A 26,987-nucleotide genomic window follows, 5' to 3' on the forward strand; every position below is an offset into this window, starting at 1 on the left:
GAAGAAGTACACGGGTGGCATAGTAAAAGGGGGAAAATAGGGCATAAGTATGACATTTATCATACCCTTTACTTGATGTTTATGACTTATAGGATGACACTTTATCTCCTATACTTAGGATAGATAAAAAGATCCTTAGCCAGACACATCAAGGAGGAAACGATAAAGATGACTACAAAACAGACATCACAGCTCTCCAGTCTTAAAAAAAGTGTAGCCCCTTACGAAAAAAACGATCGCAACGCGAGCATAAGACAGCTCATTAATACTTTAGGGCCACTTGTGCTGTTATGGGGCGGAGCTTATTTCTCTTTATCCGTTTCCTACTGGCTCACCCTTTTGTTGGCCATTCCTGCAGCAGGATTTGTAATCCGAACTTTTATTATTTTCCATGATTGTACACATGGATCGTTCTTTAAGAATCGTAGAGCGAATGATATTATCGGAACGATCACAGGTGTATTAACACTTGTTCCTTATCGTCAGTGGAAGCATAGTCATTCCATTCATCACGCCAGCTCCAGTAACCTCGATAAAAGAGGGATCGGCGACATATGGATTATGACTGTTGACGAATATGAAGCAGCTTCATTCTGGAAACGTCTGTATTACCGGATTTACCGTAATCCAATCGTGATGTTCGGTTTAGGACCTATTGCTGTTTTTATGATTCAGTATCGGTTTAATGCTAAAGGCGCTAGACGTAAAGAGCGGATGAATACCTATTTAACAAATGTATCTATCGCAGCTCTCTATGGTTTGCTTATTTGGGCGATCGGCTGGCAAGCCTTTATCATGGTGCAATTGCCAATAGCCTTTGTATCCGGTTTTCTCGGAATATGGTTGTTCTATGTTCAGCATCAGTTCGAGGATTCCTACTTCGAGAATGAATCGGAGTGGAGTTATGTTATGGCTGCAGTAGAGGGAAGCTCATATTACAAGCTACCTAAGCTATTGCAATGGATCACAGGGAACATCGGGTTCCACCATGTCCATCATTTAAGTCCAAAGGTACCCAACTATAATTTAGAAAAAGCACATAATGCAACGCCACCATTGCAAAAGGCGACGACCATAACACTTAGCACTAGCTTGAAGGCTCTACACTTCCGTCTTTGGGATGAGGAGAATAAGTGCTTCATCAGCTTTAAAGAGGTAAAGTCGAGACTAAGCAAACCTAAGGTAGCGGGAGAAGTCTTACAAGTTCATAAGACTAGACTCCAAGGAGAATAATAACTATAGGTTCGAACAAAATAGGAGTATAAAGAAAGGTTAGAGCCGGAGAAATCATTCGTGGCTCTAATCTTTTTCTATTTATCGTAGTGGTTCAACAGATTTTCACTGAATTTGTGCTAGAATAAGGAGAGTAATGTATGGTAAAAAGGAGAGCGGTCATGCAAAAGTGGCATCATATTTTTCATAAAAGCACAGGTCTCAGCCCTTATGTGTGGGTCGTTTTTTACATTCTGCCGTTTTATTTTATATTTCGCTCCTCCTCTACCTACCAAGTAGTTTGGGGAATCTTGATGATTGCTGTATTTTTTGTTTGTTATGTGCTTTCCTTTGTTTCTAAGGGGTGGCTGGTTTATTTCTGGACGAGTGTCCAAATTATAGTTTCTATAACAATGACGCTTTTGTTCGGATATATGTATTTTGCACTTTTTCTAGCCTTTTTTATTGGGAATATACAGAATCGAGTAGGGTTCTTCACACTGTACTCTATTCATCTGTTAACTACGATCATTACAATCAATTATGAGCTGCTCTCGCGTAATTCAGTGTTTATTAGTCAACTACCGTTCGTGCTAGTAAGTATGATTGCAGTGATTCTACTTCCAATCAGTACGTATAACCGAAATAATCAGGGCAAGTTACAAGATCAATTGGAGGATGCGAATAAGCGAATCTCCGAACTCGTTAAGATTGAAGAACGTCAACGGATTTCGCGAGATCTTCATGATACATTAGGTCAGAAGCTTTCATTAATTGGTCTTAAGAGTGACTTGGCGGGAAAGCTAATTGATTCTAATCCTACGCAAGCCAAAGCTGAGATTAATGATGTACGGCAGACAGCGAGAAGTGCGCTAAAAGAGGTCCGGGAAATGGTTACGCGAATGCGTGGCATTCGGCTTGAAGATGAACTTATTCATATTCAGCAGTTTCTTGCAGCTGCTGAGATTGATTTTAAGCTGGAGGGAAATCCGAAGCTAACCAATACCTCATTGATAACTGAAAATGTGCTAAGCATGTGTATAAAGGAAGCTGTCACTAATGTTGTGAAGCACAGCGGGGCAAAGTCTTGCTCTATTCAGATTAACCCCTCACGCACGGATCTAGTCATTAAAGTGAAAGATGACGGGACTGGGATACCCGGGAACGATCTTTATTTTAAAGGTCATGGGCTGCAAGGCATGAGAGAGCGTCTTGAATTTGTGAATGGCTGTATGGATATCGTGAGAGATAGTGGGACTACAATTGTGATTAAAGTACCCAATGCATTTCAGCATCAGAAACAGGAGGTCATCCTATAATGATTAAAATTGTAATCGCTGAGGATCAACGAATGCTCCTCGGGGCGCTGGCTTCTTTGCTCGATTTAGAAGAAGATATGAAGGTCGTAGGCCGAGCAAGTAATGGGGAAGAAGCTGTTGCAATGGTTCAGCAGCTTAAACCGGATATCTGTATTATGGATATTGAGATGCCGGCAATGAGTGGTCTCGACGCTGCAGAAGCCCTGAAAACGAGCGGCTGCAAAACGATGATATTAACGACCTTTGCCCGGGCGGGATATTTCGAACGTGCGCTCAAAGCGGGTGTTCATGCTTATTTACTGAAGGACAGTCCTAGTGAAGAATTGGCACTCTCTATCCGGAATGTTATGGCAGGCAGACGCATGTATGCACCGGAGCTGATGGATGAAGCCTACAGCGGTGAAGTGAATCCATTGACTCAGCGGGAGAAGGAAGTACTCGGCCTGATCGCCGATGGCAAAAATACGAAAGAAATTGCCAGCGAGCTGTACATTACCACTGGTACGGTACGGAACTACATTTCTGTTATCCTCGATAAGCTGGATGTGGGAAATCGGATTGAAGCGATCACTCGATTTAAGGAAAAAGGCTGGTTTAAATGAAAATATTAAATTTTTTAATGTTATTTTGATGTTAACACTCGCCAAATGTTCTCGACCCGTATATCATTAATTATCGGCCTATTATTCACAATAGGACAGTTAATCAAAAGGAAGTGTATTTTCTGATGTCAAGAAAGCTAAGAGCCGGCATAGTTGGCGGCACAGGTATGGTAGGACAACGTTTTATTGCCCTTCTAGAGAATCATCCTTGGTTTGAAGTAACTGCGATTGCTGCCAGTGCGAAATCTGCTGGGAAAACGTATGAAGAATCGGCCAAGGGCAGATGGAAGCTATCCACTCCAATGCCTGAGAACGTGAAGAATATTATGGTTCAAGATGCTTCTAAGGTAGAAGAAGTAGCTGCGGACGTAGACCTGATCTTTTGCGCAGTAGACATGAAAAAAGAAGAGATTAAAGCGCTCGAAGAAGCTTATGCTCGTACGGGTACTCCAGTTATCTCAAATAACTCAGCGCATCGTTGGACACCGGACGTGCCTATGGTTATTCCTGAGATTAACCCAGAGCATCTTGAGGTTATTGCACAGCAAAGAAAACGTCTGGGAACTGAGACTGGTTTCATTGCGGTTAAACCTAACTGCTCCATTCAAAGTTATGTGCCTGCGCTTCATGCACTTAAAGAATTCAACCCTTCTAAAGTTGTAGTCACCACTTACCAAGCAATTTCGGGTGCGGGCAAGACTTTTGCTGACTGGCCTGAAATGCTGGACAACGTGATTCCTTACATTGGTGGCGAAGAAGAGAAGAGCGAGCAAGAGCCATTGCGCATCTGGGGAAGCGTACAAGAGGAAGGCATCGTAAAAAGTGAAGCGCCGACGATTACTTCACAGTGTATCCGTGTGCCTGTAGCGGATGGACATATGGCTGCTGTATTTGTTTCTTTTGAGAAAAAGCCATCCAAAGAAGAGATTCTGAAACTCTGGAATAGCTTCAAAGGACGTCCTCAAGAGCTTGAACTGCCTAGCGCCCCTAAACAGTTCATTACTTATTTCGAAGAGGAGAACCGTCCACAGACCAAACTGGATCGTGATATTGAGAATGGTATGGGCGTATCGACGGGCAGACTTCGCGAAGATGCCATCTATGATTACAAATTCGTAGGTCTCTCCCATAACACCCTGCGCGGAGCAGCGGGCGGTGCTGTATTGATCGCTGAGCTTCTGAAAGCAGAAGGTTATATTCAGCCTAAATAAAATGGATAAGCTGTAAAGCTGATTCGAAATAGACACCTCATCAAAGCTTAGTCTTTGATGGGGTGTTTTTTAATGGGTTGATTTGGTAAAATAAGTTAGGGAAGGAGCTGATATACCTGTATAAATATTTATTAGCTTTTTTATGGTTACCTTTAATACTATTCACAAGCGGATGTACATCATCAACTCAAGAGGAGCAAGAGTACGGAATATCTTCTATAAATGCTGAAATTCCTATTCCGAAGAACGCCAAGGAAATCGAAGTGACGACAACTTCAAGTAACCCTAATATAAAAATAGGCGTAAAGTACGAATTGGATAATATAGGGGGAGAACAAGGTCTTTACCGGCCTGACAGCTATTTTAATAAATTAGAGGATGTTGGCTGGGTGGAGCTGGAGGATAAGCGGTTAGGGCATGTGCAATTTTTCGAAAAAGAGGGTACTGTCATCGCCATTGAAATACATGAAGATACCTTTGATATTCATGAAATGAATAAAGATGCTAAATATTAGTCAGAGTATCGTTAGACGAAGCTGAGCTATTACTTAACCAGAAAGTTTGAGAGTGTGGTAAAATAGATGAAGTGTATAAACTATACGAATTCTGAATGACTGACGGAGTGATAAGATGGGTGCAAAAAGTAAAGGTGGCGGCACGGGCAGAGGTACGGGGAGTAAGGGCTGGACACGCTGGAACAAAACAGCAAAACCAGTTAAACCTGCAAAAGGTGCTCCAACCACGGGTCCAGGCGCTAAAGATGCAAGTGGAAGCAAGGGCAATAACGTGAAAAAAAGCGGAAGCTCGAAATAGCTCCCTTGAAATCAATTATTCCTGAAGGTTAACATCTGATTTTGATCGTTAAAATCAGGTGTTTTTTTATGGATAGATGCAAGTATCAGAAGGAAAGTAGGATCATCAGTGAGAATCGATAAATATATAAGCGAAACAGGCTTCTGTTCCAGAAGGGAAACGAAACGACTCATTGCCGCAGGGCGGATCGCTGTTAATGGCATCGTCTGTGATGCGAATATTCTTTTAGAGCCAGAGGATATCGTATGGATTGATGGAGAGCCCATAACAAGCAGTAAAGGGGAGCCGGTATACCTCGCGCTGAATAAACCGATAGGCATCACCTGTACAGCTGCGCCAAATGTGGCCGGGAATATTATAGATTTTGTAGGTTATCCCTCACGGATCTTTGCGATCGGCAGATTAGATAAACACTCGGAAGGCCTCATTTTGTTAACCAACGATGGAGATATCGTAAACAAAATGATGCGTTCCGAGAATGGGCATGAAAAAGAATATGTAGTTCATGTAGACAAGCCAATAACGTCAGAATTCATACATGCCATGTCTAGTGGTGTGGATATTCTTGGCGTCACAACAAAACCTTGTGAGGTCTCTCGGATCGCGGAATGTCAGTTTAGAATTATCCTAACTCAAGGCCTTAATCTGCAAATACGCAGAATGTGCAAGGAGTTAGGATATAGAGTGCTAAAGCTAGAGCGTATAAGAATCATGAATATTACACTTGATAGTTTGGAGCGAGGACAATGGCGGCATTTGAGCGGAGAAGAGCTGAGTGAGCTTATGACCCGCTTAAATTAACTTCGTGAACAAATCCTCTAGCTGCCAAGGTGATGTCTTCAGCGCCCGCAATAGCTGAGATAACGGAGATACCGTCCGCACCCGCAGCTAGTACTGGTGCTGCATTGTGCACCGTGATCCCACCTATGCCAACCAAAGGAATCGTAATGCCGCTGTTTCGTATTTCTTCAATAACTGATGTGCTTTGAACAGCTTGGGCGTCTTCCTTGGAAGAGGTCGGATAAATAGGACCTATGCCCAGATAATCGGCTCCATCCGCAATCGCCTGCTGAGCTTCGGCAAGTGAATGAGCAGACACACCAACGATCTTATCCTCCCCAAGCAGTTGCCTAATAGCTAGCGCAGGGGTGTCATCTTGTCCTACATGAATGCCGTCCGCATCAAGGGCGATGGCTAGATCAATATCGTCATTAACAATAAAAGGCACTCCGTTAGCACGGCATATCTTTTGGAGCCGTCTTCCTAAATTAAATTTAACTTGGGCAGTTAATGCCCCCGTACCTTTTTCACGAAATTGGAACATCGTTATGCCTCCCGTGATGGCTTCTTTTAATACCTTGGCTGGGGCTATCCGACAATTTACACTGCCCATAATGAAATAGACTTTTAATAAATCCCGCAGTTGATCACTGTCTATTTGCTTCAAGGTTCATCCCTCGCAATCTATTCTGATATGCAAAATGATTCGTAGGTCCATGTCCAGCCCCTATGCCCAGCTCGTCTTCAATCGCCGCTTGTATAAAAGCTTTAGCTATGTGTGTTGCTTCGGGAACGGTTTTGCCCTTGGCAAGCTCGGCAGTGACTGCTGCTGAATAGGTGCAGCCTGTGCCGTGCGTGTGTCTAGTCTGAACTCGTTGACTCTCCATAAACATGAATTCGTGACCATCATATAGGAGATCCACAACAGCCTTAGTTGAGGTATCATGCCCACCTTTTAGCACTACATAGTTAGAGCCCATGGCATGAATGATTTTAGCCGCTTCTTTACGATCGTCTATAGTAGTGATGCTTCTGTTGGTAATCATTTCAGCCTCTGGAATATTGGGTGTCGTCACTAAGGCTAGCGGGAGGAGATGATTGATTAAAGACTGAACAGCTTCTTGCTGTAGCAGCGTGGAACCCCCTTTAGCAACCATCACAGGATCAACTACAAGATTACGCCAGCTGTATTGCTGGATCTTCTCTGCTACGATACGTATGATGTCACTGTTAAAAAGCATCCCGGTCTTCACAGCATCCGGCTTCAGATCAAGTCCAATGGAATCAAGCTGCTGAGTAATAGCTTCCAGTGTCAACGGATAAACGCCTTGAACTCCGAGGGTGTTCTGAGCTGTCACAGCCGTAAGAGCACTCATTCCATATACAGAAAGCTCCTGAAAGGTTTTTAGATCTGCTTGGATGCCAGCGCCACCACCGCTATCCGAGCCGGCTATAGTTAAAGCTTTAGATATCATCATTGTTCACTCCTTAGGGTTGTTATCTGAGTTGCTTGATTATTGATTTATCTTGGTAAGTTTCAGCTGTGACCAAGCTCAATTGATTTAGAAACTCGATTTGAAAGCTCCCCGGACCTTGTCCAGTCGTTAGTTCAGCGGCGATTTCAGCAGCCACTCCATAGAAGGAGAGAGCTTCAACTGCGGCTTCAAGAGATGCTCCTTCACTTACCGCTAGAAATGCACCGACTACTGCACTTAGCAGACAACCGGTTCCCGTTACTTTCGTTAGAATAGGGTGACCGTTGCTGGCAATGTAGGTGTTATCTCCATTTGTGATGACATCGTCTTTTCCGGTGATGATAACTACACAACCTAACTTCCGCGCGGCTGTCTCAGCCAAGACGACTACGTCGCCATCCCCTTCGCCTGCATCTACCCCTTTAATAGACCAGCTTTCACCAATGACATTGGCAACTTCTGCTACATTGCCACGTAGCGCAGTAATCTGCATCTCATTCACTAGCTTTTGAGTGACCGCTGTTCGATAAGAAGTGGCTCCCGCACCCACTGGATCAAGAACTAAGGGAACGCCGTGCTTATTCGCAGATTGTCCCGCGAGCACCATGGATTGAATGGCGCAGTCATTCAGTGTGCCGATATTTAGAACTACAGCAGATGAAAATGCGGCGATATCGACCACTTCCTCGTGAGCATCCGCCATAAAGGGGGAGGCACCGAGCGCCAAAAGACCGTTGGCTGAGAAATTGGCTACGACGATGTTGGTGATATTGTGGACAAGTGGATTGGATTCCCGTACTTTGGATAGATAACTCATGATTATTCCTCCTCAAGTTTTATGAGCGAATAGCTAATGTTTAAAAATTAATAAAAGCATCCTCAGCTTTGATGTCAGTAGACAGTAAATCATTGTCCGATAGCCACTGTCTTACCTTCTCCCAAGACGCTGGCGCTTGATATCCAAAATCTTGATCACCCGCATTCATTAGCGGTAGTAGAATTGCCAGGCTCTTCTCTTCAATTTGCTTATCGAGTGGAGAGGTCTCATCTTCGTGTGCAAGCAGCAAATTTAACGCTTGTTCCGGATTATCCTGCACAAATTGTTGTCCTTTTGTAATTGCATTTAGAAACTTTTTGAAATAGGACTCAGAATTTTGTATTCCTTGATCGCTGGCGACAAGGACTAGCTCATAATAATCGGGTACTCCATAATCCGTGGGATTGAACGAGTTCACGGGATGACCTTCTTTTTCCAGGATTAATTGTTCGTGGTTAATGAACCCTCCCATAATGGCATCCACTTGCCCCGTCGCAATCGCCGGAATAAGGTCAAAGCCTACGTCGATTAATTTGCTGGCCTTAGGGTCACCCCCATCGTTTTGGATCATCGTACGAATCATGGCTTCATAAAGAGGAATGGAAGAATACCCAATCTGTTTACCTGTAAGGTCTTTGGGACTATGAATGTCTCCAGCCTGAGGTACCATTAAATGATTAAGCGGATGCCTCACAATCGCTGCAATCGAACGTACTGGAATGTTCTCACTGCGTGCCATGAGCACCTGAGGTTGATAACTAAGTGCTAAATCGATTTGATTAGCTGCTACAAGTTTCAGTGCGTCATTGCTGTCTGCAGGCATTTGGATCTCTATGTTCAGACCTTCCTCTTGGAAATAACCATTCTGCTCAGCAGCATATAAAAAAGAGTGAACGGCATTGGGATACCAATCGAGCATAATCGTCAGCTTGTGCGTTTGTTTAATTTCGTTAATAGATGAATTAGCAGGAGGACTACTTACATTGGATGCTTTTCCGCAGCTGGTGAAGATTAGGACTGAACATATGAGAAATACGGGAATAAGCCATTTTCTTTGGAAATTCAAATCATTCATTGCTTAGATCCTCTTTTCTTTAAAAATAATGGTTCGAGCAGAGCTATCATCAGAAACAACACTACACCGAGCGCGGACAACAGAAATACAGCGGCGAACATTTCGGCACTTTGCATATTTCCGGCCATCCTTCTGCTAAAGTAACCGAGTCCTTTGCTGCCGCCGAGCCATTCGCCGATGGTTGCTCCAATCACGCAGTACACAATAGATAGCTTTAGTCCTGAGAAAAAAGAGGGCAGCGCCAGCGGGATTTGGGTTTTAGCAAGCAGTTGCCAGCGGTTTGCGCCAAATGTTAACAATAAGTCTTTGTAGGCTTGACCACTTGTACGAAGTCCGTCATATGTACTCACAACGACTGGAAAAAAAGCAGTTAGAAACACAACAGCCACTTTGCTCCACAGCGTATACCCGAACCACATAATAAAAATGGGGGATAGCGCGATTAACGGGATCGTCTGACTGATAATAAGGAACGGATAGATGGCCTTTTCAAGGGGGCGAAACAAGAACATTCCGGTGCCCAGCAGTGAACCACAGATAACCGAGAGAACAAAACCTACCAATATCTCCTGCAGTGTCGCCAATAAATGCGGTCTGAGTAATTGCCTGTGTTCGATCAATGCGATACCTATTGAAGAAGGTGCAGGTAGGATAAAGGCTGGAATCAAGTGAAGACGAACAGCTGATTCCCAGATCACAAGAATGAACAATAGCAGTAGAATGAAGGGGCCGTAATTGTTTAAATATTTTTTAAAAGGTTTGGGCTGCATACAGTCTCCGCTCCAACTCTTCCCGTAACGCTATAAACCGGGGTTCATAGTTCATCTTGTAATGTCTTGGCCTCGGTAAATCAACGACGATCTCCTGTATTTCGCTATGCATGCCTCCAGATAATAAATAAATCCGATCGCTTAGTAACAGCGCTTCCTCTAGATCATGGGTGATGAGCATCACTGTTTGATCCAGCTCATCCCAAAGCCCCAACAGCCAACGGTGTATCTCACGTTTGGTCATAGCGTCGAGCGCTCCAAATGGCTCATCTAGCAGCATAAGACCGGCCCCGCCGCCAGCTACAAGCGTTCGTAGAAATGCGACTCGCTGTTTCATGCCACCCGAAAGCTCATGGGGATAAGCCCTCTCTACATCGGCCAAACCGAAGCGTGACAGCATTTCCCGAATGTGAGAGATCGTCTGTTGTTTACTAAACCTTGGTTTAATCTCCCAGGGCAAAAGACAGTTGTCGAGCACGGTTCTCCATGGCAGCAGCAAATCCTGCTGAGGCATGTATGCGATCTGACCTAAGCGAGTAGAGGATGACGAGTTCGAATGAATTTTTATTTTCCCATGAGTGGGTTCTAGCAAGCCTGCTATAGTTTTGAAAAGCGTACTTTTCCCGCATCCGCTAGCCCCAATGACAGAGACAAATTCTCCTTGCCTGATATCCATGGATAGATCTGCGAATACAGGGGGTTGTTCTGATTCCGGAAAGGAGTAGGTTAAGCCTTGAATGGATAGGATTGTCGTGATGATCGAACCTCCTAAAAAGTTTTGTGAGCGTTGGCTTCTTGGAAAGCATCTTACAAAACTTGCTTCGGAAGCCTACGCTTAAGTTTTGTGATTGATTGTAAACAAATAAAGACCCATTCATTTCCGGTGGGAAATAAATGGGTCAAAAAGTTCATTCAGCATAGGAACACTAAAAATGCATGGGATGAAAATTCTGCTCCACTTCCCTCCGCTGGTATGATCCAGATCAGGTTCCAAGGGTCCGGAGCTTGAAGCTCCGTCTCAGTCGGCCGACTCCCCTAGTGAAATAACAGGTCCATATTTAATTTGTTTATAAATATACCATATCTTTCTGAGATGTAAAGAGAGGATCTTGTGAAGGATTATTCTAAGAATGGGTAATATAAGGGTAGAGATTTACCTAATATTACAATTCCGATGTATATAATCGGAAAAAACCATTGACGGTAAACAGCAGCCAGTGTAGTATACAATTTACCGGATGAATTCCGGGTAAAGAGAGGGGAATTAATAATGAAAAAACTAAGTTTAACTATTCTATTGGCGTTAACCGTGGTGTTTGTAGCGGCCTGCGGCAATAATTCGAATACCGATACTTCTAAAAATTCTTCAGCTGGAACGAATGGTGGAAATACAGCCACTGCGCAAAACAGTCTGGAAGCTGTTAAAGCTAGCGGCAAATTGCGTATAGGAACAGAAGGGACGTATGCACCCTTTACTTATCATGACGCTTCAGGGAAACTGACCGGCTTTGACGTAGAAATTGCTGAGGAAGTAGCGAAGCGTCTCGGTGTTGAACCAGAATTTTTTGAGACACAGTGGGACGGTATTTTTGCTGGGATGGATGCCAAGCGGTTTGATGTTATTTTTAACGAAGTATCCATTAATGAAGATCGTAAAGTGAAATATGATTTCTCTGAACCGTATATCGTATCTAAAGCGGTATTGATAGTAAGTGAAAACAATGAGGATATCAAAACATTTGCAGATCTTAAGGGTAAAAAAGCCGGTCAATCTCTAACCAGTAACCTGTCCGATATCGCCCGTGAGAACGGTGCTGAAATCGTTGCTACAGACGGGTTCAATCAAGCGATGGACCTATTGACCTCAGGCCGTATTGATGCGACTGTAAATGATGGTTTGTCTTATCTAGACCTGAAAAAGCAAAAGCCTGATGTGAAAATTAAAGTGGTAGATGAGATTCCTGACGGTTCGCAAAGCGCAGCTGTTTTCTTAAAAGGCAACGATGAGTTGGTAAAAGCAGTTAGTGATGCAATTGTTGAAATGAAGAGCGATGGCACATACTTAAAGATTTCTGAGAAATACTTTGGTGCTGACGTTTCAAAATAATACAAGGTTTCAGAAGCTAACCAGCTTGGAACCAAAAAAGGATGTCTAAAAATGGATGACCGCAAAATACAAATTTTCTTAGATTCACTGCTACCCCTGCTAAAAGCTGGGGTGGCTTTTACCATTCCTTTGGCATTGATATCATTTGCACTTGGACTGATCTTAGCGATATTGACTGCACTAGCGCGTCTCTCCCCGTGGGTACTTCCGAAGCTGATCGCTCGCTTTTATGTATGGGTCATTCGTGGAACCCCTTTGTTGGTACAACTGTTTATTATTTTCTATGGTTTGCCGGCAGTTGGAATTGTGCTCGACCCTTTCATAGCCGCAACCATTGGATTTACGCTTAGTGTAGGGGCTTATTCATCAGAAATTATACGTGCTGCTATCCTGTCTATACATAAAGGTCAGTGGGAAGCGGCCTTCTCCGTTGGGATGACTCGTGCCCAGGCACTGCGCCGCGTTATACTGCCACAAGCTGCCCGTGTTTCTGTACCGCCGTTATCGAATTCCTTTATTAGCTTGGTCAAAGACACTTCACTGGCAGCGACCATTACCTATACGGAGATGTTCAGAACAGCACAGCAGGTTGCTTCCACCTCCTATGAGCCACTGCTGATCTATTGCGAAGCAGGATTGTTCTATTTACTATTCTGCTCAGTGTTATCAGCACTGCAAAATTACTTGGAGAAACGACTGAGTCGTTACTCTGCGAGCTAAAGGGGGAGACAATTATGATTGAAATACTTAATTTGCATAAATCCTTCGGTGAGCTGCAGGTATTAAAGGGCATTGATCTCGAAATGGAACATGGCAAGGTACTGGTCATTATTGGCCCATCGGGTTCAGGCAAAACAACGCTTTTACGCTGCTTTAATCTGCTTGAAGTCCCTGATCAAGGAAGCTTATCGCTCAGTGATATTAAAATTAATTTCACGGATAACAAGAAAATCCCCCAGAAGTCCATTTTGGCATTACGCCAAAAAACAGGGATGGTCTTTCAGTCCTATAATCTTTTTCCGCATATGACTGCACTAGGCAACGTGATGGAGGGGCAGGTGACGGTCCAGAAACGATCCAAGGACGAAGCACGCGAACGTGCCCTTCAGTTGTTAACTAAAGTTGGCTTGGCGGACAAAGCGGATGCTTATCCGCACCAACTGTCTGGTGGCCAGCAGCAACGGGTAGCTATCGCTCGTGCCATGGCAGTAGATCCAGAGGTGCTGTTGTTCGATGAGCCTACCTCTGCGCTTGATCCTGAGTTGGTGGGGGAAGTGCTTAAGGTTATTAAACAGTTAGCGGCAGAGGGAATGACTATGGTGATAGTGACCCATGAGATGAAATTTGCTGCGGATGTGGCTGACCGGATCATTCTGATGGATGGAGGCCATATTCTAGAGCAAGGGACTCCACAAGAAGTTCTTGAGCATCCGCAGCATCCTCGTGCTCTACAATTTCTGAACAGAATTAGTGGAGAAGAAGTATAGAAGAAGATCAAGACGCAAAAAAGCAGTTCAGGACTATACCTGGGCTGCTTTTTCTTGTTTACCATTCATTGTTAGTGGTGCGTCGCTTCTAGGTTAGGATTTAATACCGGTCTTCAGGAATTCCAAAGCATTATAGAGCATAATCGCAGCTTCGGCGCGAGTGATTTCACTTTTTGGATTAAACTTCCCATTGGCGTCTAAACTATTAATCTTGTATTTAAGAGAACGTTGAATGCTGCCTTGATAAGAAGGATTCAGCGCAGCATCGTCAGCGATATCTACGGGCACTATATTGATCATCGGCAGATTCCCAATGCCTTCGACCCCTTGCACTAGATAATTGGTGAACTCTTCTTTGGTCATTGTTTTGGTTGGATCAATATCCTTAGGAAGCTCGACATGATTGTAATACGCGTTGATAAAGGCTTCAGCGTACCAAGCTTTATCCTTGACTTTCGTGAACAAGCCACTAGCAACGGGAGCTTTATTGAAATCAATAGCCGCGAGACTAAGCTGGAGACCACCCGAAATGAACTGGATCCCTTGTGCTGTTGTTACTTTGGAGCTGGGCAAGAATTGGGATTCACTAACCCCTTTGATCAAGCCTTGATTTTTTAAAGAAATAATTTTTTCTTTGCCGTTTATATTGTCAATATCCTTAAAGGTGTTTCCGGCTGCAAATATTTGGCCACCCAAAGAGAAGGAGAGAATCGTAACGGTTGTAATCGCGGCTAACGTTCTTTTTTTCATATTCATGGTTATTTCACCTCGTTGTATGGATAGGCCTCGTGGCCGCTATCAAATTCTTAAACGCAGAAAAATATGGAAAGGTTGCGGTCAAACCTACATTATTTCACGAAAAAGTAGATTTTGGTAGAAAAATAGGCAGTATTGGGTGAAAGAACTTTGGATAAGAGAGCTAAAATGTTATAATGATGTCAGGCTCTATTCATTCGTGATTATTTTTGATATGATTATATCGTAACGATTACTATTTACGTTTAATATTTTGATGCATAAATGGGTGCGTCTCAGTGGATACGGATGTTAAATCATTCCGGGAAGGTAGGAGATCAAATGGATCAAATTTCAAATATCAGTCAGCTTTTTGCGGCGCAAAAATATAAATTAACGCCCCAGCGTGAGGCCATAGTGAACATATTGCTCGACAATGAGAAAGATCATCTCAGCGTAGAAGAAGTATATATGCTTGTTAAGAACAGTTATCCGCATTTAGGGCTGGCAACGGTATACCGTACACTTGAGCTCTTATGCGAGCTTCACATTGTAGAAAAGATGAACTTCGGAGATGGAGTCGCTCGTTACGATCTGCGGGGGAATGATCATTCTCATATGCATCATCATTTGATATGCAGCGTGTGCGGCAGGTTGGAGGAAATTAAGGATGACTGGCTAGTGGAGCTGGAGAAAAGAGTGGAACGTGAATATGGCTTTAACGTCACGGATCACCGCCTAGATTTCAAGGGTACTTATGACACATGTAAACGAACAGGCTGCAAAAAAGAAAAAGCAAACAAAGCGGTTTCTTAAGCCGCTTTCTACCTAAAAGAAGAAGCTGTCTCAGAAGTAGTAAGTACTACTCAGGGGGCAGCTTCTTTTTCGGAAAAGAATTAGGGAAAAACTCCCTCTAAATAACTGATAATTGCCCGATACGAATGGAAATGGGGAAATCCTCCCTATAAATCGGCCAAATATCTATATTTCACAACAAATCAGTTGAATTACAGGGAGGATTTCCCTAATTAGTAGTCAAATGCGCAGAAATCTCTGAATTATAGGGAGATATTCCTTAATTTGCGCGCAAAGCAGCGCTTCTTGAAAACCGGAGAAGCGCTACGTTGCGTTTTAAACAGTTAAAGGAAATCCTACCTATGGGAAATCCTATGTCATTTTTCTTAGCTTCGAGTGGGTACGAAGGATTTAATCCACGTTCCGAAGCTCCCAGGGTTACGGCTCTGAACGAGGATTACACCTTCTCCGCGGAATCGGCAGACAAGCGCTTCACCACTGGTTAAACTGTTCAGCCAACCCGAGGCTGCTTTTTCTACCTTATAGTCCATATAATCTGGCCAGGCGACGAGATGTCCATTGTCGATAATCATCTCTTCACCAGGTGCTAAATTAATGGCGTGGATCGCTCCGAAGGAGGAGAGGAATACTGTTCCTCTGCCGCTGATTTCTACAATGAAGAAGCCTTCACCAGAGAAAAGTCCGCGTGTTAAATTTTGCATTTTGGTATTTACTTGAATGCCTTCCGTTCCGGCTAAGAATCCGTCCTTTTGAACTAACAGCTTATAGGATCCATCTAATTCGATAGCTTGGATATCACCTAATGATCCAGGAGACAGTAGGACCTCACTTTGACCACGGATAGCTCTGAGTTCCTGGAAGAAGAACTTTTCACCGCTCAGCATTCTTCCCAGACCCCGCATTACGCCTCCATCAGCCGTTCCTTTTAACTCTACGTTTGGAGACATGGCAACCATTGCGCCCATCTCAGCTTTAACGCTTTCGCCGGGGTCCAAATATACCTTCAACATTGCAAAAGCACCCTCGTACAAAACATCGTATTTCATCACTAAAAACCTCCGAATCTATTTATATAAGTTAGAAAACTTGCAGTGCTCTCATTGTAACGGAATTCTGGCTGCGCTCATAGTCTGTATTATGTTAAACTGTAGTTGTCTGATAGTTCATCAATGAATAGGAGAGTGGTGCCACATGGCACGAACCAAGACTCAAAAAGCCTTGTTAAAGGCAGAGCGCTCAGGTATCTGGTGCGCAGCTCAAAGTCGAAGATCCAATGGGGATTATAGCGCCATTTCACAGCATGTACGGTTAACGCCGAGCAAACAACAGCAATTGAATAAGAACAAACACAAGGAGCGGATCTTCCAAGATGATGCTCCTTTTTATTTGGCGATTTGAAAATAATGCGTCACTAAGAATATACTGATGGAAGACATTATGGATAGGAGATATATAACTGATGAAACAAAATAAATACGACGATACGAATTTCTTCTCAGCCTATAAACAAATGCCTCGTTCCATTGGTGGGCTTGAAGCAGCTGGAGAATGGCATGTATTACAACCTCTGATCCCAGACTTACATAATAAAAGTGTTCTTGATTTAGGCTGCGGATTAGGCTGGCATTGTCTATATGCACGCGAGCAGCAGGCAAGCTCAGTCGTTGGCGTAGATATCTCTGAAAAAATGCTTCAAGAAGCGCGTGAAAAAACAGACGATCCAGCTATTTCTTATATCCAGATGCCGATTGAGGATATTGAATTTGCGAGCGAACAATTTGATGTGGTCATCAGTTCATTGGCCTTGCATTATGTAAAATCTTTTGAAGCTATCTGTCGCAAGGTTCATACTTACCTTAAGCCAGGCGGCAGCTTTATATTTTCAGTGGAGCATCCCATCTTTACTTCTCGAAATGAACAGGATTGGTATGTGGATGACCAAGGCAATCGTCTTCATTGGCCTGTAGATCATTATCAGTCTGAGGGATTGCGTGAAACGACCTTCTTAACAGAAAATGTGATTAAATATCATCGTACAATTTCAACCTACTTCAATGACTTGATTGAAGCCGGGTTTGCTATCAAAGCAGTTAAGGAGCCTAAGCCTTCTGATGAAATGAGCGATGATCCGTGGATGAAGGACGAGGATCGCAGACCGATGTTCCTGATTATTTCAGCTGAAAAAGAATAATCATCTCATTAACATGACTATTGTTTGAATATAGAAGCGAGAGTTATCCTCGTAGTAGTTTATCTACTACAGGGAAAGCCCTATTTTCAAAATATAAGAAAGTTTACGTTTCACACAATACATTATCCATATATTTCTCGCAAAAACGCTTACCGTCCTTTAGGGACGCTGTAGGCGTTTTTGCTTGTTGATGCAATTCACCTCTATATCATACTTGAGTTCTGCTGTGTACACGGTACTGTCTAGGGGACATGCCGAAACGACTTCGGAATACACGGTGAAAATAAGTATAGTTCGCGAAACCGCAGGTTTCAGCTACTTGCTCCAGCGGCATCGGGCTGAAGGTTATTCGTTCTCTTGCCATCTCTAGCCGGACATCATTTACATATTTGATAATACTGGTCCCGAAGGCCTCCTTAAATAAATGAACGGCACGGGAGACGGAAATATCTACATGCGCGGCAACATCCTCCAACAGAAAAGGTAAGGTTGCATGCTCCTCAACATATTGCTTCATTCGGTAAGCTAGATAGCCTTTAGGCGTAATCGCTGGCTGATCTGTAATGAGTCTGTCGATTTCCATACACAGGATTTGCAGATAACAGGCAGATATCGCTGGTGAGAAATCGGAAAGACGTCTGTGCTCAAGAATTAGCTGACGAAATAAGCCGAGGAAATTCTCACTCAGTGGCACACTTAAGAGTGAGGGTCTCTGAGCACGTTCCCACCATTCAACAATCCAAGTTCCTTCACAAAAAATATGATAATCTCCGCTTTCAATCCGCGGCTTACCTACAGGATACTCTTCCTTATCAATGATTAAATAGTAAGGATCATTAGGAGCAAACAGCATGATATCGCCGCTCTCCACTGGAGTCATCACACCGTCGATCATTGCTCGGCTTCGGCCCTCTGTTTGCAGACGAATTAAATAGTTCTGATTTCCATGGCTATGTGACATATGAAAAGGTTTGCGGTGAAAGGAAAATCCAGCAGATAAAACGTGACAGGTAGTTGATTGATTCATGTGTCCTCCTTGATGTCTAGAAATGATAATCAGATTGTTCATGTTTTAATCATATTATTCATTTTATTATATACGCTTTCATATTACTATGTACCTAAGCAATAAAGAAAGAAATCGACCATCCACGCTATACGGAGTCGATATTAGCTATGCAAACAAGAATGGCAGTTGAAGGAAACTAATGGGAATCAGATTAGTCAATTCTGCAACAGCATTATTGTTCAAGTGATTGCTGCTGTCGATCTCTTTGGGGACGAGCAGCAGAAAGAAGTTTAAATGAATTAGTAAGCTAACCCTAAACCCATTGGAGTGATTAGAACATGCTGAAGATAGGTCTGCAATTGTACACGCTTAGAGAAGAATTGGAACAGGATTTTGAAGGAACACTGCGTAAGGTAGCAGCCCTTGGATATAAAGGCGTAGAGTTTTTCCACTATTTCGGCCGCACCGCAGCAGAAGTCAAACAATTGCTAAATGAGCTTGGACTGGTTGCGCTCGGCGCACATCGTCCATATGACGCATTGTTGAATGATACAGAAGCTGAGATCTCTTACAATCTTGAGATTGGAAATCCAAATTTGATTGTTCCTTATTTGTCAGAAGAACAACGTAACTATGAAGAGGTTGCCGCGAATCTGAAGGTTATTGGAGAAAAGTGCAAAGCGGGTGGAGCAGTTCTTCTGTATCACAATCATGATTTCGAGTTAACAGATAAATATGGTGATAGTGACCGTACTGCTTTTGATGGATTGTTTGAAGAGGTGCCGGCTGACCTGTTGCAAGTGGAAATGGATACTTGCTGGGTACATCATGCAGGCTATGATCCAGTTGAATATATCAATAAATACGCAGGTCGATTGCCGATCATCCATCTGAAGGATTTGAAGAAAAAAGAAGACGGCTCTCCGGAAACTGTTGTACTAGGTGAAGGTGAAGTGAACCTTACTGCAATTTTAAATGCAGCTGTACAGGCAAATGTGGAGTGGGCGGTAGTAGAGCAGGATTTCTGCAGTCGTTCACCATTAGAAAGTGTAGAAGATAGTTTGAAATGGGTAAAAGCATACGCAAATCAAGGAGGAAAAGTTAATGTCTAATAAGTTGAGAATTGCTATTGTAGGTTGCGGTGGTATCGCAAATGGGAAACATATGCCAAGTTTGTCACGTCAGAAGGATGCTGAAATGGTAGCTTTCTGCGATATCATAGAAGAGCGTGCACAGAAAGCCGCTCAGACTTATGGCGCTGAAGGCGCTGCTGTTTATACAGATTACACTGAGCTTTTGAAAGCTGGCGGATTTGATATTGTTCATGTATGTACACCAAATGACAGTCACTCCGTGATTACTATTGCTGCATTGGAAGCAGGTAACCATGTAATGTGCGAGAAACCAATGGCTAAAACCACTGCCCAAGCACAAGAAATGTTGGATGCTGCGAAGCGTACGGGGATGAAGTTGTCTGTCGCTTACCAGAACCGTTATCGTTCGGATAGTGAATACCTTAAAGCACTCTGCGAAAACGGCGAACTAGGTGATATCTATTATGCAAAAGCAATTGCTCTTCGTCGTCGTGCGGTTCCTACTTGGGGCGTGTTCCTGGATGAAGAAAAGCAAGGCGGCGGCCCGCTGATCGATATCGGTACGCATGCACTTGATCTTACTTTATGGATGATGGATAATTATAAACCACGCAGTGTTATGGGCTCGTCTTTCCATAAACTGAGTAACCGAAAGAACGCTGGAAATGCCTTTGGTCCTTGGGATCCTGAGCAATTTAAGGTAGAAGATTCAGCTTTTGGATTTATTACCATGGAAAATGGTGCTACAATTGTACTTGAATCCAGCTGGGCACTAAATGTATCTGAGTATCGAGAAGCTCAGACGCTTCTTGCAGGTACAGAAGGTGGTGCAGATATGAAGGATGGTCTGCGCCTAAACGGTGACCGTGGTGGACGTCTGTATGAGACCAAAGTAGACTTGTCTGCTGGTGGAGTAGCGTTCTTTGATGGAGGACAGGAAAATGAATCTGATCGTGAAGCTCGCTTGTGGCTTGAGGCGGTTAGAGAAGACAAGGAACCTGTAGTTAAACCTGAGCAGGCCCTCGTTGTTACTCAAATCTTGGAAGCTATTTATGAATCTTCACGTACAGGTCGCGCTGTGTATTTTGACGGCACATCAGATAATTAATAGGGAAGTAGGAGTGGAAGTCATGAGCTCAAAGATACATTCCGTAGTCATCGTTGGCTTTGGTGGAATGGGAAGTTATCACGCGAAATTAATTAAGGAGACTAACTCCCTAGAAGTGGTAGGGACATACGACTTGCTTGAAGCACGTCGTGCGGACTCCATCAATGCTGGTTACAAGGTATATGAAAGTTATGAAGAAGTATTAGCAGATCCTGCAGTTGAGATTGTTCTTATTGCGACACCAAACGATGTACACAAAGAAATCGCTATACGTGCGCTACAAGCTGGCAAACATGTTATTTGTGAGAAGCCAGTCGCTATGTCCAAGGAAGAGCTTCAAGATATGCTCGCTGCTGCGGATGCAGCAGGACGTGTGTTCATGGTACATCAGAACAGACGTTGGGATGAGGATTTCTTAACCATCAAAAAAATGTATGATCAAGAGACCATCGGTTCTTTGTTCCAGCTTGAATCTCGCGTACATGGAGCGAATGGTATTCCAGGAGACTGGCGCCATGTCAAGGCACAAGGTGGAGGAATGCTGCTAGATTGGGGCGTTCATTTATTAGATCAGCTCTTATTTATGATCGATAGCAAAGTCATCAGTGTGAGCAGCAGTCTGAGCTTTATTCTAGGCAATGATGTAGATGATGGCTTTGAAGCCATCCTGCAATTTGAGAATGGAATTAAAGCTATCGTTGAGGTTGGGACAACTAACTTTATTACGCTGCCTAGATGGTATGTGAAGGGTATTGAAGGAACGGGTATTATCGAAGATTGGTCTTTAACTGGACGTTTAGTAACCAGAAACAATGAAGGTGAAAAGATCGAGCCTAAGCCTATACGTGCTGGTGTTGGATTAACTAAAACTATGGCGCCTCCTTCAGAAGGGGCTACGATTACAGAAGCTTTACCTCAACCTGCGGAGCTAGGCTCTAGCTTCTATGACAATTTCGCAGCCGTTATTGAGGGAACAGCTGAGCCAATCGTTAAGAATGCCGAAGTAATGCGTGTTCAGAATTTGATTGAAGCTATTTTTGAATCTGCTGAGAAGAATCAAGTAGTAAAAGACTTCGATATGTATGGTGAAGGTAAGTAAACTATTTGCAAAAGAGGTGACTTACAATGAAACTTGGAGTATTTATGGTCTTGTTTGGGGGTCGCAAGCTGGAGGATGCTCTTGATTATGTAGCGTCCAAAGGACTAAAGGCGGTAGAGATTGGTACAGGAGGGAATCCTGGTAACAGCCATTGTGATCCTAAGATGCTTCTCGAGAATGAGACAGCATTGAAAGAATTCAAACATGCTGTGGAATCCCGTGGATTGACGATCAGTGCATTGAGCTGTCACGGAAATCCCCTACACCCACAAAAAGAGCTTGCCCAGAAGGATCATGAGGACTTTGTGAACTCGGTCAAATTGGCGCAGAAGCTAGGAGTTCCAGTCGTTAATACGTTCTCTGGCTGTCCAGGTGATCATGAGGGTGCCAAGTATCCGAACTGGCCGGTAGCTCCATGGCCAAATGATTATCAAGAAATTCTGGATTGGCAATGGGAAAATAAAGTGATTCCTTACTGGACTGAATGGGGAGCCTTTGCCGCAGAGCATGATGTGAAGGTTGGTCTTGAGCTGCACGGCGGATTCTCCGTTCACACACCTGCTACTCTACTGCGGTTGAGAGAAGCTGCGGGTGAAGTAATCGGAGCTAACCTTGATCCGAGCCATATGTGGTGGCAAGGAATTGATCCAGTGCAGGCAATTCATATTTTAGGCCGCCAAGGCGCAATCCATCACTTCCACGCTAAAGATACAGTTATTGATCCAGTCAATGTCAATATGCATGGCTTAACTGATATGCAATCTTATACCAAAATGCTTGACCGTGCATGGCAGTTCCGTTCGGTTGGCTTTGGACATGATCTTAAGACTTGGGCTGATATTATGAGCGCTCTTCGTTTGGTAGGATATGATTATGTGGTCAGTATTGAGCATGAAGATGGATTGATGTCTGTTGAAGAAGGCTTCTCTAAAGCTGTAAGTAATCTTCAACAAGTATTGATTGAGGAGCCACTAGCAGAAATGTGGTGGGTTTAGATTAAAGGGTATAGATATAAGAAATGACGTGCGCAAGCACGTCATTTTTCCTGTATTAATAATCTGAATTTTAAACCATACAAATTGGAGGACGATCATGCAGCCGATAAAAATACAGAGAGAACACAAACTACAAATTACATCCAGCATTCAGGATTATTTTGAAACGGAGCTGTCTAGCGAAATTGGCCAATTAGCAAGTGAGAATCTTCTTGATTTTATGCTCAAAGAACTCTCACCTTATATTTATAATCAGGCACTGGCAGATGCCCGTAAAGTGATTGAGCAAAAGATGATTTCCATTGAAGAAGAATTGTATGCACTTGAGCAACCACTAACATCTGATAGAAGATAGTCCGCAACATAATGTATTGTTTACCGCTGATTGGTAATCGTTACGTCTGGATCAGTCTCAGCTTCATAATCTACACCCTCAGTCTCAAATCCGAATAACTGGAAAAACTCCTGTTTGTAGCTTTCTAGATCTGTCAATTCATAGATATTGTCTGTCGTGAGTTTATCCCAGATTTGAGTCACTTGATCCTGTACATCCGGGGACATCTCCCAGTCATCGATTCGGATACGCCCTTCTTCGTCCACAGAAGTCCCTTCGATCGCATAAAGACGTTCTGCAAACAACCGATAGGTTTGCTCAATACAACCTTCATGAAGTCCTTTCTCTTTCATGACTTTGTATAACGCAGAAGTGTACAGGGGGACGACAGGAATTGCTGAGCTGGATTGTGTGACCAGCCCTTTCGTAACTGCTACATAGGCTCGACCGTCTATACTAGATAGTTCATCGTTAAGAGTGTGTGCTGTTAATTCTAGATGATCTTTTGCACGTCCAATCGTTCCCTTCCGATATACAGACTGGGTGATTTCCGGCCCGATATATGAGAATGCGATGGTGGTGGCATGATCGGCCAAAGCTCCGGCTTGATGAAGAGCTTCAATCCAAAGCTGCCAATCGTCACCACCCATCACTCGAATGGTATCATCGATTTCTTTGTCTGTAGCAGGCTCAATAGAAATTTGACTAACTTCACCCGTATGAAAGTTTACGGTTTTATTCGTGTAGGTATCTCCTATAGGTTTAATTACGGAGTTATAAACTTCACCCGTCACAGGATCTGTTCGACGGGCTGAAGCAACGCTGTAGATGACTAGATCAACTTGGCCCAATTCACTGCGAATCAGCTGTATGGTTCTATCCTTAGTTTCTTTGGAGAAGGCATCACCGGTTACGCTGTAGGATTGAAGACCTGCTTTCTCTGCAAGTTCCTCAAAGGCTGCTGAATTGTACCATCCAGCAGAGGCTGTACGGGCTCCATTGCTGCTGCTCTGGCGGTAGACGCCTACTGTGCTGGCTCCAGCCCCAAAGGCGGCTGTAATCCGTGAGGCGAGGCCATATCCTGTAGAGGCGCCAATGACAAGCACCTTGCGTGGTCCTTTGATCTCGGGTTGTGTCTGGATATATTCGATTTGCCGCTCTACTTGACGAGCGCAACCTTGCGGGTGTGCGGTAGTACAGATAAAGCCGCGTGTTCTAGGTTTAATAATCATGTTAATCGTTTCCTCTCTTTCATGAAAAGCAGGCTAATGAGACTCGTTTGTTCTAATTTTAACAATTTTCAATCAAATGGAGAAGGATTGTTTATCCTTTGATACTTATTTCATTATGGTGGTGAGATCTTGGAGAGCTTTACTAAAACAAAATTAACGACAGAGCAACAGAATGATTTGGTAGGTGCTACTTTTGGAAGCCATGTGAGCATTCAGCGAAGTACTGAACTGACAGGTGGCTATTTTAACGCAGCATATGACCTTTTATTATCAGATGGAAGAGACATGATTCTTAAGATAGCACCGTCAGCTGAAGCAGATACCCTTAGTTACGAGCATGATATTATGTCTGTAGAGGTTGCGGCGATGCGTCTGATGAAGTCAAAAGGGACAGTACCTGTGCCTGAGGTATACGCTTATGATAACAGTAAAGAAATGATTTCAAGTGAGTTTTTTTTCATGGAGAAAATAATTGGCCAGCCCTATAATGAAATTAAGGAAGCGCTAAACTCGCAGCAGAGAATAAGTATCGAGGAAGAGTTAGGTCGTTACTCCCGTTTAATTAATGAAATTCCTGGTGAGCGTTTCGGATTATTTAGTGCGTCCACACCAGTAAAAGGAACTTCATGGCGGGAAACTTTTAAGCATTTGATAATGAATCTGCTTGAAGATGCACGTCGTTTAAAGGTAGAAATGCCCATTCCGTTAGAAACTGTTGAGGCAGAGATCAAAAGTCACTTACATGTTATGAACGCAGTCGTTGAGCCTCGTCTAATACATTGGGATTTATGGGATGGCAATGTGTTTGTGCGAGAGGGCCGCATTGTTGCATTGATTGATTGGGAACGGGCACTTTGGGGCGATCCACTTATGGAATATTATTTTCGCTATATTGAGAATTCAGAGCATTTCTGCAGAGGTTACGGGAATAGCTTCGACAGCCCAAACGAACATGCCCGTAAAAAACTCTACGACTTATATATCGACTTAATTTACTTCATCGAGTGTTATTCGCGTAAGTACGATAGCCAAGGTCACCTTGAGTGGGCGCATGATAATCTGCTTGAGGGCTGGAAGCGGTTTATGAATTAACACATTTTTGACACAACTACAACATGAAAGATAGGGAGACTGAGCAACAGTAGGGGAGAATTCTTATATTTGAACGGCTGAGTGTACATATTGATACCGTAAGTTTGCTGTAGCCGCTGTCGATACTACGTTTGTTTCACGCTCATTTATGCACAAATAGCATTGCTTACTGATGTACATGCCCATGTAACTTTTGCTTTGGTTGTATTATTCGTGTATATTTTGATAGTGGGCTTTAGAATCATGGCAGTATTCCTTCCATACCATTTATTGTATTTAGCAGTACCTAGTAGTTCTTCCTTATTCTCTATTTGCGTATTTTAAAGAGGAGCTATCGCAACTATTGAGCACGCAATAATTAGATCTAGTACTAAAGTGTGAGGTTAGCCGTATTTTTTTCAGAAAAATCTTGACTAGAACCCTTAAAACTAGATAAAATAATACTTATTGCTTACAACATGCTGAGAATCATTATCATAATTGACGAGGAAATGAGAGGGTGACAAGATGGAGCGCCTTTTAGAGGTAAAAGACTTAGCGATATCATTCAAAACACACGGCGGAGAGGTACAAGCGATCCGTGGTGTTAGCTTCCATGTAGATAAAGGTGAAACTCTAGCGATTGTTGGGGAGTCAGGTTCCGGTAAAAGTGTAACCTCACAAGCGGTTATGAAGCTAGTTCCTACACCACCAGGAGAATATAAACGCGGACAGATTCTGTTCGATGGACAAGATTTGATTGGCAAGACAGAGAAGCAGATGCAGAAGATCCGCGGTAAAGAGATCGGTATGATCTTCCAAGATCCGATGACCTCTCTGAACCCAATGATGAAGGTCGGCAGACAAATTACTGAAGTGCTGCTTAAACATGAGAACATCTCCAAGGCTGATGCGAATAAACGTGGGATTGAGCTTCTCAATCTTGTAGGTATTCCTTCTCCAGAACGTCGCTTCAATCAATATCCACATGAATTCAGTGGTGGTATGCGTCAACGTGTTGTTATTGCAATGGCACTTGCTGCGAACCCTAAGCTTCTGATTGCGGATGAGCCGACTACTGCGCTCGACGTAACCATCCAAGCACAAATCCTTGATTTGATGAAGGAATTGCAAAAGAAGATTGATACGGCTATTATTTTTATCACCCATGATCTCGGGGTTGTAGCAAGAATGGCAGATCGTGTAGCTGTAATGTATGCCGGACAAATTGTTGAAATGGGAACAGCGGAAGAGATCTTCTACGATCCAAGACACCCATACACTTGGGGCTTGCTAGCTTCCATGCCAAGTCTAGAGAGCAAAGGATCTTTGCTAACAGCAATTCCTGGTACTCCTCCAGATTTGATCAAACCGCCTAAGGGCGATGCTTTCGCACTACGTAGCACTTACGCTATGCAAATCGATATGGAGAAAGAGCCTCCAATGTATAAGGTTTCGGATACCCATATGGTGAAGTCTTGGCTAATGCATCCGATGGCTCCTCAGGTGGAACCGCCGGCAGTTGTTAAAAACAGACAACGTGTGCTTAAGAATGCTTATCCAGAGCCAGTTTTGGTACAAGAAGGCGCTAATTAAACAGATTATTTTACGAAAAATATAAAAGGAAACGTCAGG

At 43.4% G+C, this 26,987-nt stretch carries 30 protein-coding genes and 1 riboswitch; of the genes, 20 read left to right on the forward strand and 10 right to left on the reverse strand.

Annotated elements, in window-relative coordinates; all coding sequences use genetic code 11:
* The first annotated feature begins 168 nt into the window (after positions 1–168).
* The 7 genes from MKY52_RS24960 to MKY52_RS24990 all read left to right on the forward strand — a co-directional run bounded on the left by MKY52_RS24960 (position 169) and on the right by MKY52_RS24990 (position 5,958).
* Positions 169–1,233, forward strand: a complete 1,065-nt coding sequence (locus MKY52_RS24960; protein WP_283911607.1) for a fatty acid desaturase — start codon at positions 169–171, stop codon at positions 1,231–1,233.
* A 161-nt stretch (positions 1,234–1,394) separates the two neighbouring features.
* Positions 1,395–2,531: a sensor histidine kinase gene (locus MKY52_RS24965; protein ID WP_341055622.1), complete on the forward strand. Its 1,137-nt coding sequence runs from the start codon at positions 1,395–1,397 to the stop codon at positions 2,529–2,531.
* Entirely contained in the window at positions 2,531–3,133 is a 603-nt protein-coding gene (locus MKY52_RS24970) for a response regulator transcription factor (RefSeq protein WP_042187498.1), read from the forward strand. Before MKY52_RS24965 ends, MKY52_RS24970 begins: the two co-directional genes overlap by 1 nt.
* A gap of 125 nt (positions 3,134–3,258) precedes the next feature.
* Positions 3,259–4,344 (forward strand): aspartate-semialdehyde dehydrogenase, encoded by a 1,086-nt coding sequence (asd, locus tag MKY52_RS24975; RefSeq protein WP_076282867.1) that lies wholly within the window; start codon positions 3,259–3,261, stop codon positions 4,342–4,344.
* Positions 4,345–4,658: 314 nt separating this feature from the next.
* Positions 4,659–4,859, forward strand: coding sequence for a hypothetical protein (locus MKY52_RS24980; protein ID WP_341054219.1), 201 nt, complete (start codon positions 4,659–4,661; stop codon positions 4,857–4,859).
* A 115-nt stretch (positions 4,860–4,974) separates the two neighbouring features.
* On the forward strand, positions 4,975–5,157 hold the full coding sequence (locus MKY52_RS24985; protein WP_042187505.1) for a DUF3934 family protein: 183 nt from the start codon (positions 4,975–4,977) through the stop codon (positions 5,155–5,157).
* 108 nt (positions 5,158–5,265) lie between these two features.
* Positions 5,266–5,958, forward strand: a complete 693-nt coding sequence (locus MKY52_RS24990) for a pseudouridine synthase (RefSeq protein WP_339803072.1) — start codon at positions 5,266–5,268, stop codon at positions 5,956–5,958.
* Here MKY52_RS24990 and thiE read toward each other — a convergent pair.
* The 6 genes from thiE to MKY52_RS25020 are packed head-to-tail and all read right to left on the reverse strand — an operon-like array spanning position 5,939 to position 10,750.
* On the reverse strand, positions 5,939–6,604 hold the full coding sequence (gene thiE / locus MKY52_RS24995; RefSeq protein ID WP_341054222.1) for a thiamine phosphate synthase: 666 nt from the start codon (positions 6,602–6,604) through the stop codon (positions 5,939–5,941). The two genes, MKY52_RS24990 and thiE, sit on opposite strands and share 20 nt — an antisense overlap.
* Complete coding sequence (thiD, locus tag MKY52_RS25000) at positions 6,585–7,412, reverse strand: bifunctional hydroxymethylpyrimidine kinase/phosphomethylpyrimidine kinase (protein ID WP_341055623.1); 828 nt, start codon at positions 7,410–7,412, stop codon at positions 6,585–6,587. Before thiD ends, thiE begins: the two co-directional genes overlap by 20 nt.
* Before the next feature lie 22 nt (positions 7,413–7,434).
* On the reverse strand, positions 7,435–8,229 hold the full coding sequence (thiM, locus tag MKY52_RS25005) for a hydroxyethylthiazole kinase (RefSeq protein WP_341054225.1): 795 nt from the start codon (positions 8,227–8,229) through the stop codon (positions 7,435–7,437).
* 40 nt (positions 8,230–8,269) lie between these two features.
* Positions 8,270–9,304, reverse strand: a complete 1,035-nt coding sequence (locus MKY52_RS25010; RefSeq protein WP_341054227.1) for an ABC transporter substrate-binding protein — start codon at positions 9,302–9,304, stop codon at positions 8,270–8,272.
* Positions 9,301–10,074, reverse strand: a complete 774-nt coding sequence (locus MKY52_RS25015) for an ABC transporter permease (RefSeq protein WP_341054229.1) — start codon at positions 10,072–10,074, stop codon at positions 9,301–9,303. The genes MKY52_RS25010 and MKY52_RS25015 overlap by 4 nt, the downstream gene beginning before the upstream one ends.
* Entirely contained in the window at positions 10,055–10,750 is a 696-nt protein-coding gene (locus MKY52_RS25020; RefSeq protein ID WP_341054231.1) for an ABC transporter ATP-binding protein, read from the reverse strand. The genes MKY52_RS25015 and MKY52_RS25020 overlap by 20 nt, the downstream gene beginning before the upstream one ends.
* A 267-nt stretch (positions 10,751–11,017) precedes the next feature.
* Positions 11,018–11,121: riboswitch (TPP riboswitch) on the reverse strand.
* Between the two features lie 223 nt (positions 11,122–11,344).
* Here MKY52_RS25020 and MKY52_RS25025 point away from each other — a divergent pair.
* Genes MKY52_RS25025 through MKY52_RS25035 form a run of 3 tightly spaced genes read left to right on the forward strand, consistent with a single transcriptional unit; the run spans position 11,345 to position 13,668 of the window.
* Positions 11,345–12,181, forward strand: coding sequence for an amino acid ABC transporter substrate-binding protein (locus MKY52_RS25025; protein WP_076282859.1), 837 nt, complete (start codon positions 11,345–11,347; stop codon positions 12,179–12,181).
* A 51-nt stretch (positions 12,182–12,232) separates the two neighbouring features.
* Positions 12,233–12,901, forward strand: a complete 669-nt coding sequence (locus tag MKY52_RS25030; RefSeq protein ID WP_076299420.1) for an amino acid ABC transporter permease — start codon at positions 12,233–12,235, stop codon at positions 12,899–12,901.
* Between the two features lie 14 nt (positions 12,902–12,915).
* Positions 12,916–13,668 carry an amino acid ABC transporter ATP-binding protein gene (locus MKY52_RS25035; RefSeq protein WP_042187521.1) on the forward strand — a complete coding sequence of 251 codons (753 nt, stop codon included), beginning with the start codon at positions 12,916–12,918 and terminating at the stop codon, positions 13,666–13,668.
* A gap of 93 nt (positions 13,669–13,761) precedes the next feature.
* On the opposite strand, the gene MKY52_RS25040 is transcribed toward MKY52_RS25035, so the two are convergent.
* Positions 13,762–14,424 carry an S-layer homology domain-containing protein gene (locus MKY52_RS25040; protein WP_042187523.1) on the reverse strand — a complete coding sequence of 221 codons (663 nt, stop codon included), beginning with the start codon at positions 14,422–14,424 and terminating at the stop codon, positions 13,762–13,764.
* A 321-nt stretch (positions 14,425–14,745) separates the two neighbouring features.
* Between MKY52_RS25040 and MKY52_RS25045 the strand changes: the two genes are divergently transcribed.
* Positions 14,746–15,219: a Fur family transcriptional regulator gene (locus MKY52_RS25045; protein ID WP_042187525.1), complete on the forward strand. Its 474-nt coding sequence runs from the start codon at positions 14,746–14,748 to the stop codon at positions 15,217–15,219.
* 365 nt (positions 15,220–15,584) lie between these two features.
* On the opposite strand, the gene MKY52_RS25050 is transcribed toward MKY52_RS25045, so the two are convergent.
* Positions 15,585–16,265, reverse strand: coding sequence for a TIGR00266 family protein (locus MKY52_RS25050; protein WP_042187527.1), 681 nt, complete (start codon positions 16,263–16,265; stop codon positions 15,585–15,587).
* Positions 16,266–16,410: 145 nt separating this feature from the next.
* Between MKY52_RS25050 and MKY52_RS25055 the strand changes: the two genes are divergently transcribed.
* Both MKY52_RS25055 and MKY52_RS25060 read left to right on the forward strand, forming a co-directional pair.
* Positions 16,411–16,617, forward strand: a complete 207-nt coding sequence (locus tag MKY52_RS25055) for a hypothetical protein (protein WP_076282856.1) — start codon at positions 16,411–16,413, stop codon at positions 16,615–16,617.
* Between the two features lie 61 nt (positions 16,618–16,678).
* On the forward strand, positions 16,679–17,410 hold the full coding sequence (locus tag MKY52_RS25060; RefSeq protein ID WP_341054232.1) for a class I SAM-dependent methyltransferase: 732 nt from the start codon (positions 16,679–16,681) through the stop codon (positions 17,408–17,410).
* A gap of 208 nt (positions 17,411–17,618) precedes the next feature.
* On the opposite strand, the gene MKY52_RS25065 is transcribed toward MKY52_RS25060, so the two are convergent.
* The gene (locus MKY52_RS25065; protein ID WP_042187534.1) at positions 17,619–18,437 is read right to left on the reverse strand and encodes an AraC family transcriptional regulator; all 819 of its coding nucleotides are present in this window, start codon (positions 18,435–18,437) and stop codon (positions 17,619–17,621) included.
* A gap of 320 nt (positions 18,438–18,757) precedes the next feature.
* Here MKY52_RS25065 and MKY52_RS25070 point away from each other — a divergent pair, with 320 nt between their 5' ends.
* From MKY52_RS25070 to MKY52_RS25090, 5 genes are all read left to right on the forward strand, one after another.
* Positions 18,758–19,531 carry a sugar phosphate isomerase/epimerase family protein gene (locus MKY52_RS25070; RefSeq protein ID WP_076282852.1) on the forward strand — a complete coding sequence of 258 codons (774 nt, stop codon included), beginning with the start codon at positions 18,758–18,760 and terminating at the stop codon, positions 19,529–19,531.
* Positions 19,524–20,621, forward strand: coding sequence for a Gfo/Idh/MocA family protein (locus MKY52_RS25075; protein ID WP_042187538.1), 1,098 nt, complete (start codon positions 19,524–19,526; stop codon positions 20,619–20,621). The genes MKY52_RS25070 and MKY52_RS25075 overlap by 8 nt, the downstream gene beginning before the upstream one ends.
* 22 nt (positions 20,622–20,643) lie before the next feature.
* Entirely contained in the window at positions 20,644–21,720 is a 1,077-nt protein-coding gene (locus tag MKY52_RS25080) for a Gfo/Idh/MocA family protein (RefSeq protein WP_076282850.1), read from the forward strand.
* Positions 21,721–21,746: 26 nt separating this feature from the next.
* Positions 21,747–22,715: a sugar phosphate isomerase/epimerase family protein gene (locus MKY52_RS25085; RefSeq protein ID WP_042187542.1), complete on the forward strand. Its 969-nt coding sequence runs from the start codon at positions 21,747–21,749 to the stop codon at positions 22,713–22,715.
* Between the two features lie 97 nt (positions 22,716–22,812).
* A complete protein-coding gene (locus MKY52_RS25090) occupies positions 22,813–23,070 on the forward strand; it encodes a DUF2164 domain-containing protein (RefSeq protein WP_341054234.1) in 258 nt (85 codons plus the stop codon).
* A gap of 20 nt (positions 23,071–23,090) precedes the next feature.
* Here MKY52_RS25090 and fabV read toward each other — a convergent pair whose 3' ends face one another.
* On the reverse strand, positions 23,091–24,281 hold the full coding sequence (gene fabV, locus MKY52_RS25095) for an enoyl-ACP reductase FabV (RefSeq protein ID WP_341054236.1): 1,191 nt from the start codon (positions 24,279–24,281) through the stop codon (positions 23,091–23,093).
* A 129-nt stretch (positions 24,282–24,410) separates the two neighbouring features.
* Between fabV and MKY52_RS25100 the strand changes: the two genes are divergently transcribed.
* Positions 24,411–25,373: a phosphotransferase family protein gene (locus tag MKY52_RS25100; protein ID WP_341054238.1), complete on the forward strand. Its 963-nt coding sequence runs from the start codon at positions 24,411–24,413 to the stop codon at positions 25,371–25,373.
* 507 nt (positions 25,374–25,880) lie between these two features.
* Complete coding sequence (locus MKY52_RS25105; RefSeq protein WP_076282847.1) at positions 25,881–26,948, forward strand: ABC transporter ATP-binding protein; 1,068 nt, start codon at positions 25,881–25,883, stop codon at positions 26,946–26,948.
* The last annotated feature ends 39 nt before the right edge of the window (positions 26,949–26,987 follow it).

The organism is Paenibacillus sp. FSL P4-0184 (assembly GCF_038004625.1).
Classification (GTDB): Bacteria; Bacillota; Bacilli; order Paenibacillales; family Paenibacillaceae; genus Paenibacillus_AQ.